Genomic DNA, 14,248 nt, shown 5'->3' with positions numbered 1-14,248 from the left:
CCCGTCCCGTACGGGCCGGCCAGCGAGACCTTCGGCCGCAGTGTCCATGACGCTGCCGTGCCGAAGCGACCCCTGAAACGTACGGAAGAAGCGTACGGATCCTCCAGGTCCCCTCGGTGCGGCAGCACCCGACCGACTGAGGGAATGCCCACGTGTTCAGCTTCACCGTCGCCGCCCTGGCCTTCGGCGTCGTCTTCCTTGCCGAGCTGCCCGACAAGACCGCCCTGGCCGGCCTCATGCTCGGCACCCGCTACCGCGCGAGCTACGTCTTCGCCGGCGTCGCCGCGGCCTTCGCCGTGCACGTCGCGCTCGCCATCGCCGCCGGCAGCGTCCTGTCGCTGCTGCCGCACCGGCTCGTCCAGTGCGTCGTCGGCCTGCTCTTCCTCGCCGGCGCGGCCATGCTCCTCTTCAAGAAGGACGAGGACGACGAGGAGCTGAAGAAGCCCGCCGACCAATCCTTCTGGAAGGTCTCCGGGGCGGGCTTCATGCTGATCCTCGTCGCCGAGTTCGGCGACCTCACGCAGATCATGACCGCCAACCTCGCCGCCCGCTACGACGACCCGCTCTCGGTGGGCCTCGGCGCGGTGCTGGCCCTGTGGGCCGTCGCGGGCCTGGGCATCGTGGGCGGGCGCACGCTGATGAAGTACGTGCCGCTGGCGGTCGTCACCAGGGTGGCGGCGGTGGTGATGCTGGCGCTCGCGGGCTTCAGCCTGTACGAGGCGGTCGCGGGCTGACGCCGGTGGTGCGAGCGCGCCCGCCGTCCCGCCTCGGGCGGGGACGGCGGGCGCGCTCGTTCGTCAGCTCTCGACGCGTAGGGCGATGCCGTGTCGGGCTTCGATGCGCAGCGCGGTGCCGCGTCGGGCTTCGACGTGCAGGGTTGTGTCGTGTCGGGCTTCGGCGCGCAGCGCGGTGCCGCGTCAGCCGTCGATGCGCAGGACGATGCCGCCGTCTTCCGACGGCTCGACCCGTATGCACGTCAGGTCCGCCACCGCCACGTCCGGCCCCTGGGCGGCCGCGCGCGGGCCGACGCCCACGACGCGCATGCCTGCCGCCCGGCCGGCGGCGATGCCCGCCTCCGAGTCCTCGAAGACGATGCAGTCGGCGGGGGCGAAGCCGAGCGCGGCGGCGCCCTTGAGGAAGCCCTCCGGGTCCGGCTTGCTCGCGCCGACGGACTCCGCGGTCACGCGGACCTCCGGCATGGGCAGGCCCGCCGCGCCCATGCGGGCCTCGGCCAGGGCGCGGTCCGCGGAGGTGACCAGGGCGTGGGGGAGCGCGGCGAGGGCCGCCATGAAGGCGGGGGCGCCGGCGACCGGCACGACGCCGTCGACGTCGGCGGTCTCGGCCGCGAGCATCCGGCGGTTGTCGGCGTGGTTCAGCTCCATCGGGCGGTCCGGGAGCAGCACGGCCATCGTGGCGTAGCCCTGGCGGCCGTGGACGACCTTCATCACGGCGTCGCCGTCGAGCCCCTGCTCGGCGGCCCATTCACGCCAGCAGCGCTCGACGACGGCGTCGGAGTTGACGATCGTCCCGTCCATGTCCAACAGCAGGGCGCGGGCGGTCAGCGTGGTCGTGGCGGCGGGGGCGTTGGCCTGCATCGGCGGACTCCAGAGCGCGCGGGAGGGAGACAAGCGGTCCCGCCCGCCGGTCAGGGAATACGGGCGGGACCACTTTGTTTCCCCACGATACAAAAAGTCGGGCCTTTTACGCCAACGGGCCGGTTCCGCCACGAGGCGCGGACAGCGGCCCCGCGCCCCGCGACGGCTGCGAATGGCCTATTCCGGCGGGCCGGACGGGACGATCGGCCCCACGATGGAGGGACCCCCGTCGTCCAGGAGACCCGACGGGGCCCGCGAGCCCCCACGAACGCGCGCGAGACGCCGCGCACGCGAGAGCCCGCGAATCCCGCGAGATCCCTGGAGACCCGGGAGCGCCCATGGCGGACGACACCCCTGGCCCCTCCGTGGCCGCAGCGCCGGAGCCCGCTGCCGTACCCGGCGAGGGGCAGCCCCGGCGCACGATCCTCGTGGCGATCGGGGCGCTGCTGCTCGGCATGCTGCTGGCCGCCCTGGACCAGACGATCGTCTCCACCGCGCTGCCCACCATCGTCAGCGACCTCGGCGGCCTCGAACACCTCTCGTGGGTCGTCACGGCGTACCTGCTCGCCTCCACCGCCGCGACCCCCCTCTGGGGCAAGCTCGGCGACCAGTACGGGCGCAAGAAGCTCTTCCAGACGGCCATCGTCATCTTCCTGATCGGCTCCGTGCTGTGCGGCATCGCCCAGAACATGGGCGAGCTCATCGCCTTCCGCGCCCTCCAGGGCCTGGGCGGCGGCGGGCTCATGGTGCTGTCGATGGCGATCGTCGGCGACATCGTCCCGCCTCGGGACCGCGGCCGCTACCAGGGCCTCTTCGGCGCGGTCTTCGGCGGCACGAGCGTGCTCGGCCCGCTGCTCGGCGGCCTGTTCGTGGACCACCTCAGCTGGCGCTGGGTCTTCTACATCAACCTCCCCATCGGCGTCGTCGCCCTCTTCCCCATCGCCGCCGTCCTGCACATCCCCGCCCGCCGCACCCCGCACCGCATCGACTACCTCGGCACGTTCCTCATCGCCTCCGTCGCCACCTGCCTGGTCCTGATGACCTCGCTCGGCGGCGTCACGTACCCCTGGTCGTCCTGGCAGATCATCGGGCTCGGGGTGCTGGGCGTGCTGCTGCTCGTGCCGTTCGTGGCGGTGGAGCGGCGCGCCGCCGAGCCCGTGCTGCCGCTCGGCCTCTTCCGCATCCACGCCTTCTCGCTCTGCTCGGTGATCGGCTTCGTCGTCGGCTTCGCGATGTTCGGGTCGATGACGTACCTGCCGACGTTCCTCCAGGTCGTCCAGGGCGTCTCGCCGACGCTGTCCGGCGTGCACATGCTGCCGATGGTGGCCGGGCTGCTCATCGCCTCGACCGGCTCCGGCCAGATCGTCAGCCGCACCGGCCACTACAAGGCCTTCCCCATCGCCGGCACGGGCATCATGACCGTCGGCCTGCTCCTGCTCCACCGGCTCGACCCGGCCATCAGCACCGCCGAGATGAGCGCCTACTTCTTCGTCTTCGGCTTCGGCCTCGGCCTCGTCATGCAGGTGCTCGTCCTGATCGTGCAGAACGCCGTCGCCTACCGCGACCTCGGCGTCGCCACCTCCGGAGCCACCTTCTTCCGCTCCATCGGCGCCTCCTTCGGCGTCTCCATCTTCGGCACGATCTTCGCCAACATGCTCGGGCCGCGCATCGCCGACGCCCTCGCCGGCGCGAAGCTGCCCCCCGGCGTCAGCGCGGACCGGCTCTCGGCCGACCCGCGCGCCGTCTCCGCCCTGCCGCCGGGAGAGCGGGCGCGCGTCCTCACCGCCTACTCCGACTCGATCACCGACGTCTTCATCTACGCGGTGCCCGCCGCCCTCGCCGCCTTCGTCCTCGCCTGGTTCCTCAGGGAAGAGCCACTGCGCGGCAGCGTCACCGCGCCCGACACCAGCGAAGTCATCTCCAGCAACCCCGTCGAACGCTCCTCCCGCGACGAGGTCGCCCGCGCGCTCTCCCTCCTCGGCAGCCGCGAGGGCCGCAAGAAGATCTACGAGGTGATCACCGAGCGCGCCGGGCTCGACCTGCGGCCCGCGGCCAGCTGGATGCTGCTCCGCATGAACCGCTACGGCTCCGTCGAACCGTCCATCCTCGCCGAGCGCGTCGACATCCCCCTGCGCACCGTCACCGAGGCCGCCATCCAGCTGGAGGTCCGCGGCCTGGCCCGCCGCGAGGGACTCCCCCTCGTCCCCACCGACGAGGGCCGCCGCGTCGCCGGCCTCCTCTTCCAGGCCCGCGAAGCCTCCCTCGCCGACCTCCTCGGCAACTGGTGGACCCCCGACCGCCCCACGGACCTCGACGCCCTCGTCCGCGAACTCAACACCGAACTCTGCGGCTCGGACGAGGAACAGCCCCACAAAGGCGAGGCCCAGCCGCGGCGGGATCACGAGAGGTGGCGGGACGGGGGGAAGGACGAGTGACCGTGCCGCCGCGCCCGTCCTATCCTCGTCCGCATGAGCGCAGGCGAACAGCCCACGGTGAGTGAACTCCTGCCCCGCCCGGAGCGCACTCCGGATGCTCTACGCGTCGCCCTCGCCCGGCTCGCCCCGCACCGGCTGGACGATATGGAGCGCCAGAAGAACGAGGCCTTCCACATCGCGGCCTGCCACGACAGCCTCGGCCCGATCCGCGGCTGGATGACGATCTGGGCAGGCGAGGTAGAGGTCGAGCGCCGCCCTGACCTGCTGGCCCGGCGCCGTGCCGCCGAGCGGACGGTCCAGACCCTTGACCGCGACGACCAGGCGTGGCGCGCGGCCATGGACGAGCTCCTGGCGGTCCTCACGGAGGCCCGCACGGCGAGTGCTTGAGCGTGTTGCCGGCCGGTGACGGTCACACGCCGGGTGAGCCGACGTGGTCCAGCCGCCAGTGGTTGCGGAACCGGTTCAGGGCCCAGCCGGTCGTGACCGTCCGCTCCCCGGTCGCCGCACACGCCGCCCGCCAGGCCGCCTCCAGCTCGGCACACCGGGCACAGCCTCTCGGCGCGGGCGCGCGGTCGCGGTTGGCCAGAAGCCGGACCGCCTCCCGCTCCTGCGCCATGGCCAACCGCAGCGCGGACGCGGGCACCTCCCACTCGGCCCCGCCACCGGGCGCACGCACCTGAACCCGGGCGCCCCGGTGCCCGATCACCTGGGCAACCCTGTCCTCCCGGGTGTCCACCACGTACGCGCCCACTCGATACGTCACGACGTCGTTCCTCCTGCGAAATGCTGCCTGACCTGCCCGTACGGCTACGTAACCGGGCGGCTGCGCGGCGCGGTACCGTGGGCGGAGAACTGGCACTTGAAGCCCTTGAAAGTCCGCAAGAGCGTGTGGAGTTGATGGGTGTGGGAGAGCGGGAGAACGCAGGCTTGGCGAGGCTCCTGGGCGAGAGCCGCTGGACCTACCGTCAGTTCGCCATGGCGGTCAACCGGCTGGGGACCGAGACCGGAACACCCGTGAAGTACGACGAGTCGTCCGTCCACCACTGGCTGATGGGAACGCTACCGAGGAAGACCGTACGGCCCCTCGTCCTGGAGGCCCTGGCCCGCAAGCTGGGCCGCCCCGTGACGCACGCCGAAGCGGGGTTCCCCGCGCCCGAGCGGAAGACCGCCGCGCCCGCGGACACCGTGGAAGGGCTGGTCGACCTCGGGCGGCTGGACATGGACCCGTCCCGGCGGGGCGTCCTGGGCGCCGGCCTGTTCTCCGTGGCGCTGACGATTCCGGGCTGGCAGGACGTCGTCGGCCGGGCGGAGGCCGTCCAGAAGGGCAGGGCCACGCACATCGGCTGGCTGGAGGTCGACATGGTCATCGCCATGACGGAGCGGATCTCTGACCTCGACGACCAGTTCGGCGGGCGTCACGCGCGCCCCATGGCCGCGGCCTTCATGGTGAACACCGTGGCCGCCTACCTACAGGCGGATGCCGCGGCCGACGTCCGGCAGGGAATGCTGTCGGCCGCAGCGGATCTGTCCTACCTCACGGGCTGGATGGCGGTGGATGAGGGATTTCACGGCCTCGCGCAGAGCTACTACACGCGTGCCCTGGAACTGGCCGGTGCGGCCACCGACTACCTCACGTACTGCACGACCCTGCGCGGGATGAGCGTCCAGGCCGTCGACCTCGGTCACGCAGCACCAGCAGTACGCCTCGCGGACGCAGCGGCAGCCGCCTCACCGCAGGCCGGGCCCCGCATGCGAGCCTTCCTCGCCGGGCAGCAGGCCCACTCGGCCGCGCTGGCGGGAGACCGGCACAACGCGCTGCTCTACATCAAAGAAGCCGAGGTCGCGATGGAGAAGGCCGAGGCCCGCGAGAAGGCGTTCGGCTCCTACGGCCCCTCTTCGCTGCTGTACCACGTCAGCCAGGTGAAATACGGCCTCGGCGACGTACGGGGATCCATCACGACGATGGAGGACTCGCAGAAGCTGCGGCGCAGCGATCACCGTCGGAGCCGCGTCCGCTTCCGGTCCATGACGGCGGAGCGGCAACTGGAGATCGGCCACCTGGAGGCCGCCTGCACGACGTGGCACAGCGTCCTGGACGACTATCCGCTCGTGCACTCTGCGGCCTGTGACGACCGCGTCCGGAAGATGCGCGCCCTCATCCGCCCCCACCTCAAGAACGCCAAAGCCCGCGAGCTCTACGACCGCGCCATGACCATAAAGCGCCCCGTTGCTGTGTAGCCCGGCCTCTACCGAAGCCCCACCCCGGAGGAGAAAGACCATGCCCATAGGGTCCGCGGAGGCCTTCGACGGGAAGCCGTCAGCATGACGGGGCAGTCGTTCGAGCCGATCCGGCGGCGGAGTATCCAGCGGCTGACGGAAGGCACCTGGGCCGCCGGTCGATCCGTCTGGTCGGCGGATACCGAGGCGCGCGATGTCACGGTGGAGTGTATCGAGGTCACGGAACGGCCGGCGTCGGCACATGTGGCTGCGGCTCTGGGGCTGGTTCCGGAGAGCGCTGTCTGCGTGCGGAGTCGGCGCTTCGTTCTCGACGGGCGGCCCGTTCTGCTCTCCACGTCGTACCTTCCCGCCGGCCTCGTGGCCGGATCCCTGATCCGGCAGGAGAACACCGGCCCGGGAGGCATCTACGCACGGCTGGCGGAGCTCGGGGCTGAGCCGGTGCGCTTCCGTGAGGAGATCCGCTGCCGCATGCCGTCGGCGGACGAGGCGAACCAACTCGGGTTGACGCCCGGCACTCCCGTGATTCTGATCTGCCGGACGGCGTTCGCCGACGGCGGCCGGGCGGTCGAGCTCAACGAGATGACGCTGGACTCGGCGTCGTACGTGCTGGAGTACGAGTTCGGCAACTAGCCCGGCCCGCTTGCCCCACCCAGGAGGAGACACATGACCCCAGGATTCGGCCTGGTCGTACGTTTCACGCTGCGCGACGCGGACACCGGGGAGGCCTTCGACGCGCTGGTGTCCCGGACGCTGGAGGGAATCCGGCAGCACGAGAAGGGCACGGTCGTCTACGTGAACCACCGCGTGCTCGGTGAGCCGCTCGTACGGATCTTCTACGAGCTGTACGAGGACCGCGCCGCGTTCGAGGCCCACGAGCAGCAGCCGCACACCCGGCACTTCCTCGAAGCCCGCGAGCAGTTCGTGGCCGAGACCGAGGTGACCTTCCTGGAACGTCTCGACGGGAAGCCGTCAGCATGACAGGGCTGCCCAGCCCCATGAGCGCAGCAGACCGGACCGTCGGCTCCCGGCCGCTCCACTCCGTCTCCGTGGCGGGAGCCGTGGTGCGCGAGGACGGGCGTCTACTCGCCATCAAGCGCGCTGACAACGGGCACTGGGAACTGCCCGGTGGTGTGCTGGAGATGGCGGAGTCGCCGACGGCCGGGGCCCGGCGGGAGGTGCTGGAGGAAACCGGTGTTGAGGTGCGGGTGGAGCGGCTGACCGGCGTGTACAAGAACATGGCGCGCGGAGTCGTCGCACTTGTCTTCCGCTGCACCCCTGTCGGCGGCAGCGAACGTACCTCGGACGAGTCCGTCGCCGTCTCCTGGCTGACCCCGGCGAGGTGGCCGCGAGGATGGCGGAAGCCCAGGCCGTGCGGTTGCTGGACGCGCTCAGTGACGACGCCCCGCACGTGCGGATTCACGACGGACAGCGGTTGATGCCGGCCTAGGCAGGTCCGACGGGTCGCGTGGCCAGTCCCCTACGCCCCAGGACCGCAACGAGTCGCTGCGCGAAATTCGCCGGAGCAAACCTCGGGCGTCTTGCCGACGGTTACGTAAAGCTGGTCGAGCCGTCACTTAATGGGAGGGCCGTAGCGTTCGCCCCGTTACTTTCCGTCGCTGACGGTGGTCTCCTGGGCCTGTTGCGTCGCGGGCCGGGGCGTCCGGTACCGCTGAGGTATTGGGGAGGAACCAGGAATGCTGCGATCGGTGATCAGACGTGTGTGGAAGCCCGTGGTCGCGGCCGCGGCGGGTGTGTGTGCCTTCGCGGGCATGACGGCGCCCGCCCCGGCCTCCGCGCAGCCCCGGCAGGCGCAGGCTGCGGCCTCGGGCTACCTGAACCTGCACCAGTGCGTGTACTACTCGCCCTCGGCCACCAACCACCTCACGACGGTGGTGCCGAGCAACGACGGGCGGTTCGCGGCGGGGACGAACGTCTCGCCTACCGCCGACACCCAACCGTCCTGCGGTTCGGGAGACGGGAACTACTCGCTGGTCCCCCTCCTGTCGGGCGTCAAAGCGCTGAACCTCGCTTCGGGGCGCTACCTGAACCTGCATCAGTGCGTGTACTACTCGCCGTCGGCCACCAACCACTTCACGACCGTGGTGACAGGCGGCGACGGGCGGTTCGCGACGGGGACGAACGTCTCCAATACGGCTGACACCCAGCCGTCCTGCGGTTCGGGGGACGGGAACTATTCTCTGGTCCCTCTCCTGTCTGGCGTGAAGGCACTTGACCTCACCTCGGGGAGCCACGCGAACCTGCATCAGTGCGTGTACTACTCCTCCTCAGCCACCGACCACTTCACGACGGTGGTGACGGGTGGCGACGGGCGGTTCGCGACGGGGACGAACGTCTCCAATACGGCTGACACCCAGGTGTCGTGCGGTTCGGGAGACGGGAACTACTCCCTCATCCCCCTCCTGTCCGGCGTCAAGTCACTCTCGGTGGCCTGAACAGCCGGCCGGCGGGTCCGCCGCGCCGCCGGCGGCCGACCCGCCGGCCCCGGCCCCGGGCTCGGGAACCGTGTGCTCACTCCAGCGCGAACCGCAGCTCCGGCCGTTCCCACGTGATCCTCGGCAGCGCTGCCGGCACCGTTCCGACCCGGACCGCGCCCACGCTCCGGTAGAAGCCCTCCGACGGTGGGTGGGAGACGACGCGTACGGACGCCAGGCCCGCCCCCCGGGCCCGTTCCCGCATGTGGGCGGCCAGGCGGCGGCCCACGCCCAGGCCCTGGGCGTCGTCCGCGACGAACATGAGGTCCAGTTCGGCGGGCGGGCCGAGGAGCAGCGCGTAGAAGCCGAGCAACCGCCCGTCCGCCCCCGCCGCCACGTACACCTCGTTCTCCGCCACGTACGCCGCGGTGACCTCGTAGTCCTCGACCATCGCCGCGTAGCCGCCCTGGTACGCGCCCGATCCGCGCACCAGTTCCGTGAGGTGTACGGCGTCGGCCGCCGTCGCCCGTCTGATCACAGCTCCCCCGATCGATCGGTAATAGATCCAGTGCCGCTGAGGGTATTACCGATCACTCACGGGAGAGAAGGGCGGAGCTCACAGCCGCTGAATGATCGTCCCCGTCGCCTGCGCCCCGCCCGCGCACATCGTGATCAGCGCGAACTCCTTGTCCGCCCGCTCCAGTTCGTGCAGCGCCGTCGTGATCAGCCGGGCGCCCGTCGCGCCGACCGGGTGGCCCAGGGCTATCGCGCCGCCGTTGACGTTGACCTTCTGGAGGTCCTGTTCGAAGACCTGGGTCCAGGACAGGACGACCGACGCGAACGCCTCGTTGATCTCCACCAGGTCGATGTCGCGCAGCGACATGCCCGCCTTGCCGAGGACGGCACGCGTCGCGTCGATCGTCCCGTCGAGGTGGAAGTGCGGGTCGGCCCCGACGAGCGCCTGGGCGACGATGCGGGCCCGGGGCCGCAGCTTCAGGGCGCGGGCCATCCGCTTGGACGCCCACATCAGGGCGCAGGCGCCGTCCGAGATCTGGGAGGCGTTGCCGGCGGTGTGAACGGCGCTCGGCATGACAGGCTTGAGGCGGCTGAGGGCTTCGGTGCTCGTGTCGCGTAACCCCTCGTCGCGGTCGACGAGCCGCCACATGCCCTGCCCGGCGTACTGCTCCTCCTCCGTCGTGGGCACCTGGACGGCGAAGGTCTCCCGCTTGAAGCGCTCCTCCGCCCAGGCGCGGGCGGCCCGCTGCTGGGAGAGGAGGCCGAGCTCGTCGACCCTCTCGCGGGTCAGGCCGCGCTTGCGGGCGATGCGCTCGGCGGCCTCGAACTGGTTGGGCAGGTCGACGCTCCACTCGTCGGGGAACGGCTTGCCCGGCCCGTGCTTGGAGCCGCTGCCGAGCGGCACCCGGGACATCGCCTCCACGCCGCACGCGATGCCGACGTCGACGACACCGCACGCGATCATGTTGGCGACGAGGTGGTTGGCCTGCTGCGAGGAGCCGCACTGGCAGTCGACGGTGGTCGCGGCGGTCTCGTAGGGCAGGCCCATGGCCAGCCAGGCGGTGCGCGCGGGGTTCATGGACTGCTCGCCGGCGTGGGTGACCGTGCCGCTGACGACCTGCTCCACGCAGTCCGGCTGGATCCCGGTGCGGGCGAGGACCTCGCGGTAGGTCTCGCCCAGCAGATAGGCGGGGTGGAGGTTCGCGAGCGTGCCTCCGCGCTTGCCGATGGGGGTCCGTACGGCTTCGACGATGACGGGTTCCGCGGCCATGGTTCGTCCTCTCGTGGCATCCGCTGGGCGTCCCGGCGCCCCCGGCAAACAAGAACACGTTCTTGTTCCGCTCTTCCGTTCGCAGTCTTATGAGCGCTACCCCCGGTAAGCAAGGGTCGCGCACGTGCCGGGCGTGCGACAGATGGCCCCGCGCCCTCCCTTGCCGCCCGCCGGGCCCGTCATTACCGTCGAGGCGGGTATACCTGATGGCCCATCAGGCGTGCGGACGCGTCAGGCCGTCAGGATCGTCAGAACGTCCCGTCAGGCAGGCTGACCCGTCAGGCAGGTGGACGCGCTCCGCCGTCCGCGGCGTCTCCCCGCTGCCGACGCCTCATGGAGGACCGATGTCCTGCCCCGCGCTCCCCGAAGACTTCGACAAAGACTTCGACCCCACCGCCCCCGACGTCAACCATCGCCGCGTCCCGCTCCCGGAGTTCGCCGCGCTGCGCCGCACCGCGCCCGTGTGGTGGGTGGCCCAGCCCCACGGCGTGGCGGGCTTCGACGACGACGGCTACTGGGCCGTCACCCGGCACGCGGACGTCAAGGAGGTCTCCACCCGGCCCGACCTCTACTCCGCCTCCGCCAACACCTCGATCATCCGCTTCAACGAGCACATATCCCGCGACCAGATCGACGTCCAGCGGCTCATCATGCTCAACATGGACCCGCCCGAGCACACCCGCGTCCGCCAGATCGTGCAGCGCGGCTTCACTCCGCGCGCGATACGGGCCCTGGAGACGGCCCTGCGCGAGCGCGCCACCGCGATCGTCGCGGAGGCGAGGGAGCGCGGCAGCGGCGACTTCGTCACCGACATCGCCTGTGAACTGCCCCTCCAGGCGATCGCCGAGCTCATCGGCGTCCCGCAGGAGGACCGGGCCAGAATCTTCGACTGGTCCAACAAGATGATCGCCTACGACGACCCCGAACTGGCCATCACCGAGGAAGTCGGCGCGCACGCCGCGGGGGAGCTCATCTCGTACGCGATGAACCTGGCCGCCGCGCGCAAGGAGTGCCCGGCGCGGGACATCGTCAGCCGGCTGGTCGCCGCCGAGGACGAGGGCAACCTGGCCTCCGACGAATTCGGCTTCTTCGTGCTGCTGCTGGCCGTCGCCGGCAACGAGACCACGCGCAACGCCATCAGCCACGGCATGCACGCCTTCCTCACCCACCCCGACCAGTGGGAGCTCTACAAGCGCGAGCGTCCCGCGACCGCCGCGGAGGAGATCGTCCGCTGGGCGACGCCCGTCGTCTCCTTCCAGCGCACGGCCACGCGCGACACCGAACTCGGCGGCGCCCGCATCCGCGCGGGCCAGCGCGTAGGGCTCTTCTACGCCTCCGCCAACCACGACCCGGAGGTCTTCGACGCCCCCGAGGCCTTCGACATCACCCGCGACCCCAACCCGCACCTCGGCTTCGGCGGCGGCGGACCGCACTTCTGCCTCGGCCGCTCGCTGGCCGCGCTGGAGATCGACCTCATCTTCCACGCGGTGGCCGACGCCCTCCCGGGCATCCGGCTCGCCGGGGAGCCGCGGCGGCTGAGGTCGGCATGGCTGAACGGCATCAAGGAGATGCGGGTGCGGTACGCGTAGCCCCGTCCGCCGGGCCGGCCTCCGCTGATCCACTGATGACGGATCGTCAATTTCCTTTGCGTGTACGGGAATAGTCCGTACCGGGACCTTGTCCGCCAACGGTCCCGGACTTACTCTCGGGTACACCTTCCGGGCAGGCCCGTCACGCCGTACGCCCGTGACATCACCGGCCCCGTGCCGCACGGAGGCCGCCCGCCCGGCAGCGCTCATCCGAGGCTCTCCGAGGGGACGATCAGCATGAACGACGCGCAAGGCAGACCGGTCACGGGACGGGTCAGGTGGCGCAGGTTCGCCGTCCTGGCCGTGCCCGGCTTCGCGGCGACGGCGGCGCTGGCCGTGGCACTGGCCGAAGGAGCCCTCGCGGCCTCGTTCGCCGTGTCGGGGCAGGAGTTCAAGGTCTCGGCCGACAGCCTGGAGGGCGACGGCTTCGCGCAGTACGGCAGCGTGGACACCAACGCGCGCGGCGACCTGCTGCCCGTCGCGATCACCGCGATCAAGGAGGCCGAGCTGAAGAAGCTCTGCCAGTCCGTGGTCACCCACCTGCCCGTCATCGGCGACATCTCGCTCAACCTGACGGCGGGCGGCAGCGGCACCCCGGTCAAGGCCAGCAACCTCTTCATCGACGCCACCCAGCTCGGCGGCGACGCCGAGTTCAAGAACATCGAGATCGGCCGCGACGCCTCCACGCTCGACAAGGGCCCGGACGGTGCGCAGGGCCTCCAGGACCTGTTCGCCCAGCAGGCCGACCACGTCAGCATGAAGAAGGTCCGGCAGGTCGCGTGGGCGACCAACGCAGGAACGTTCAGGCTGTCCGGGCTGCGGATGAACATCTTCAAGGGCAAGCAGGAGTGCTTCTGACGTGGCGGACGGCACCGGCACCGGCCCCGGCCCCGGCATAGGCGCAGGTACTGGCGCAGGTACCGGCACCGAGCCCGCCGCCGTCCGACCCCGTCCCCGGCGTCACCCGTGGGCCGCGTGGCGCCGGTGGCGCAAGGCGCGGCCCTTCTGGGGCGGCCTCGCCACCGTGCTCGCCGGGGCGGAGATCTCCGCCATCCCCCTCGCGCCGCTGAAGATCATGCTCCACCAGGGGGTCGCGGGCATCCCCTCGGTCCTGATGGGCCTGGTCATGGTCCTGATGGGGCTGAGCGCGTGGTTCGCGCCGCAGTACCGGTCCCTCGCCGGGGTGGTGACCGTCATGATCGCGGCCGCGGCGCTGGTGATGTCGAACCTCGGCGGGTTCCTCTTCGGCACGATCCTCGGCGTGATCGGCGGGGGGATGGTCTTCGCGTGGCAGCCGGTGGCGCCGGAGCCGGAGCCGGAGCCGGCGTCGGAGTCAGCGTCATCACCGGCGCCGGAAGCGGAACCGGGGCTCGTGCCGCCCCCCGGCGCGCCGCACCCCGGCCCTCACGACGCTCCCCCCGCGCACCTCCCGCACCACCCACACCTCCCACCCAAGGAGACCCGATGACCCCTCGCAGACTCCGCCCCCGCGCCGTTCTCGCCTGCGGCGCCGGGCTGGCCGTCACCGCTGCCCTGACCCTGACCGGTGCGGCGGGCGCCCAGGCGGGCCCGGCGGCCGCGGTGGCCGCGGCGGGCTCCACCACCGTCACCCCGGCCGGCCACTCCTTCGCGGCCACGCTCAACGGGAAGGCCACCTTCAAGGCCGGTTCCGTGACGGCCACGTGTACGGCCTCCAGCTCCCGGCCGGTGGACGGCTCCGACGGCAACCGGATCCCGGAAGCGCCCGGCAACCAGAACCCCTCGGGCCCGGTCGCCAGCGGCATCAACGCCCCCACGTACTCCGGCTGCACCGCCAGCCTCCCCGGAGTGACCACCACCGTCACCACGTCCGGCGCGTGGCAGGTGTCCATGCAGAACGGGTCGCCGATCTCCGCGACCCTCACCATCCCGACCGGCGGCTTCGTCCTGAAGTCCAGCGGCCTGGCCAACTGCACCATCACCGCGGCCCCGACCGCGGCCGCGGACATCGTCGCGACCTACACCAACGGCTCCCCGTCCAAGCTCACCGTCGCCAACGCCGGTGTCCCGGTGAAGGTCGAGGGCGGCTTCGGCTGTCCGACGAGCGCGACGACGTCCGTCTTCAACGCCGTCTACGACATCACGGACACCACCGACCCGGGCTCCCAGATCACGGTGAGCGAGTAAGCGAGTA

14 protein-coding genes and 2 pseudogenes are annotated in these 14,248 nt (G+C 71.3%); 12 read left to right on the top strand and 4 right to left on the bottom strand.

The genetic code is table 11. The annotated features are described in order from the left end of the window. The first annotated feature begins 152 nt into the window (after positions 1-152). Positions 153-734, top strand: coding sequence for a TMEM165/GDT1 family protein (locus PS271_RS07400; protein WP_398381180.1), 582 nt, complete (start codon positions 153-155; stop codon positions 732-734). Between the two features lie 183 nt (positions 735-917). Here the strand turns inward: PS271_RS07400 and PS271_RS07395 are convergent, their stop codons facing one another. Further along, a complete protein-coding gene (locus PS271_RS07395; protein WP_398381178.1) occupies positions 918-1,595 on the bottom strand; it encodes an HAD-IA family hydrolase in 678 nt (225 codons plus the stop codon). 338 nt (positions 1,596-1,933) lie between these two features. Between PS271_RS07395 and PS271_RS07390 the strand changes: the two genes are divergently transcribed. Continuing rightward, complete coding sequence (locus PS271_RS07390) at positions 1,934-4,030, top strand: MDR family MFS transporter (RefSeq protein ID WP_398381176.1); 2,097 nt, start codon at positions 1,934-1,936, stop codon at positions 4,028-4,030. A 33-nt stretch (positions 4,031-4,063) separates the two neighbouring features. Beyond that, the gene (locus tag PS271_RS07385) at positions 4,064-4,417 is read left to right on the top strand and encodes a hypothetical protein (protein ID WP_398381174.1); all 354 of its coding nucleotides are present in this window, start codon (positions 4,064-4,066) and stop codon (positions 4,415-4,417) included. A 22-nt stretch (positions 4,418-4,439) separates the two neighbouring features. On the opposite strand, the gene PS271_RS07380 is transcribed toward PS271_RS07385, so the two are convergent. Next, complete coding sequence (locus tag PS271_RS07380; protein ID WP_398381172.1) at positions 4,440-4,793, bottom strand: hypothetical protein; 354 nt, start codon at positions 4,791-4,793, stop codon at positions 4,440-4,442. Between the two features lie 134 nt (positions 4,794-4,927). Here PS271_RS07380 and PS271_RS07375 point away from each other — a divergent pair, with 134 nt between their 5' ends. From PS271_RS07375 to PS271_RS07355, 5 genes and pseudogenes are all read left to right on the top strand, one after another. Further along, positions 4,928-6,268 carry an NsdA family TPR-like regulatory protein gene (locus PS271_RS07375; RefSeq protein WP_398386723.1) on the top strand — a complete coding sequence of 447 codons (1,341 nt, stop codon included), beginning with the start codon at positions 4,928-4,930 and terminating at the stop codon, positions 6,266-6,268. Positions 6,269-6,337: 69 nt separating this feature from the next. Further along, a pseudogene (locus PS271_RS07370) lies at positions 6,338-6,898 on the top strand (GntR family transcriptional regulator); the annotation flags it as partial. Between the two features lie 33 nt (positions 6,899-6,931). Continuing rightward, positions 6,932-7,246 (top strand): putative quinol monooxygenase, encoded by a 315-nt coding sequence (locus PS271_RS07365; RefSeq protein WP_398381170.1) that lies wholly within the window; start codon positions 6,932-6,934, stop codon positions 7,244-7,246. A 17-nt stretch (positions 7,247-7,263) separates the two neighbouring features. Beyond that, positions 7,264-7,715 (top strand): annotated as a pseudogene (locus PS271_RS07360) (NUDIX domain-containing protein). A gap of 259 nt (positions 7,716-7,974) precedes the next feature. Next, positions 7,975-8,721 (top strand): hypothetical protein, encoded by a 747-nt coding sequence (locus PS271_RS07355; protein WP_398381168.1) that lies wholly within the window; start codon positions 7,975-7,977, stop codon positions 8,719-8,721. 76 nt (positions 8,722-8,797) lie between these two features. Here the strand turns inward: PS271_RS07355 and PS271_RS07350 are convergent, their stop codons facing one another. Both PS271_RS07350 and PS271_RS07345 read right to left on the bottom strand, forming a co-directional pair. Continuing rightward, positions 8,798-9,238, bottom strand: coding sequence for a GNAT family N-acetyltransferase (locus tag PS271_RS07350; RefSeq protein WP_398381166.1), 441 nt, complete (start codon positions 9,236-9,238; stop codon positions 8,798-8,800). A 78-nt stretch (positions 9,239-9,316) separates the two neighbouring features. After that, entirely contained in the window at positions 9,317-10,486 is a 1,170-nt protein-coding gene (locus PS271_RS07345) for a steroid 3-ketoacyl-CoA thiolase (RefSeq protein WP_398381164.1), read from the bottom strand. A gap of 344 nt (positions 10,487-10,830) precedes the next feature. Between PS271_RS07345 and PS271_RS07340 the strand changes: the two genes are divergently transcribed. From PS271_RS07340 to PS271_RS07325, 4 genes are all read left to right on the top strand, one after another. Further along, entirely contained in the window at positions 10,831-12,075 is a 1,245-nt protein-coding gene (locus tag PS271_RS07340; RefSeq protein WP_398381162.1) for a cytochrome P450, read from the top strand. Between the two features lie 237 nt (positions 12,076-12,312). Then, positions 12,313-12,933, top strand: coding sequence for a DUF6230 family protein (locus PS271_RS07335; RefSeq protein ID WP_398381160.1), 621 nt, complete (start codon positions 12,313-12,315; stop codon positions 12,931-12,933). A 1-nt stretch (position 12,934) separates the two neighbouring features. Beyond that, complete coding sequence (locus PS271_RS07330; RefSeq protein WP_398381158.1) at positions 12,935-13,543, top strand: DUF6114 domain-containing protein; 609 nt, start codon at positions 12,935-12,937, stop codon at positions 13,541-13,543. Continuing rightward, on the top strand, positions 13,540-14,241 hold the full coding sequence (locus tag PS271_RS07325) for a hypothetical protein (RefSeq protein WP_398381156.1): 702 nt from the start codon (positions 13,540-13,542) through the stop codon (positions 14,239-14,241). The genes PS271_RS07330 and PS271_RS07325 overlap by 4 nt, the downstream gene beginning before the upstream one ends. Positions 14,242-14,248: the final 7 nt, after the last annotated feature.

The organism is Streptomyces sp. SCA2-17, assembly GCF_044336695.1.
This window is presented reverse-complemented; position numbering and strand designations above follow the sequence as displayed.

Bases quoted from the DNA above. Each gene is read 5' to 3' on its own strand.
- PS271_RS07395 (WP_398381178.1), bottom strand. From the start codon at position 1,595: ATGCAGGCCAACGCCCCCGCCGCCACGACCACGCTGACCGCCCGCGCC.
- PS271_RS07390 (WP_398381176.1), top strand. From the start codon at position 1,934: ATGGCGGACGACACCCCTGGCCCCTCCGTGGCCGCAGCGCCGGAGCCC.
- PS271_RS07385 (WP_398381174.1), top strand. From the start codon at position 4,064: ATGAGCGCAGGCGAACAGCCCACGGTGAGTGAACTCCTGCCCCGCCCG.
- PS271_RS07375 (WP_398386723.1), top strand. From the start codon at position 4,928: ATGGGTGTGGGAGAGCGGGAGAACGCAGGCTTGGCGAGGCTCCTGGGC.
- PS271_RS07365 (WP_398381170.1), top strand. From the start codon at position 6,932: ATGACCCCAGGATTCGGCCTGGTCGTACGTTTCACGCTGCGCGACGCG.
- PS271_RS07345 (WP_398381164.1), bottom strand. From the start codon at position 10,486: ATGGCCGCGGAACCCGTCATCGTCGAAGCCGTACGGACCCCCATCGGC.
- PS271_RS07340 (WP_398381162.1), top strand. From the start codon at position 10,831: ATGTCCTGCCCCGCGCTCCCCGAAGACTTCGACAAAGACTTCGACCCC.
- PS271_RS07335 (WP_398381160.1), top strand. From the start codon at position 12,313: ATGAACGACGCGCAAGGCAGACCGGTCACGGGACGGGTCAGGTGGCGC.
- PS271_RS07325 (WP_398381156.1), top strand. From the start codon at position 13,540: ATGACCCCTCGCAGACTCCGCCCCCGCGCCGTTCTCGCCTGCGGCGCC.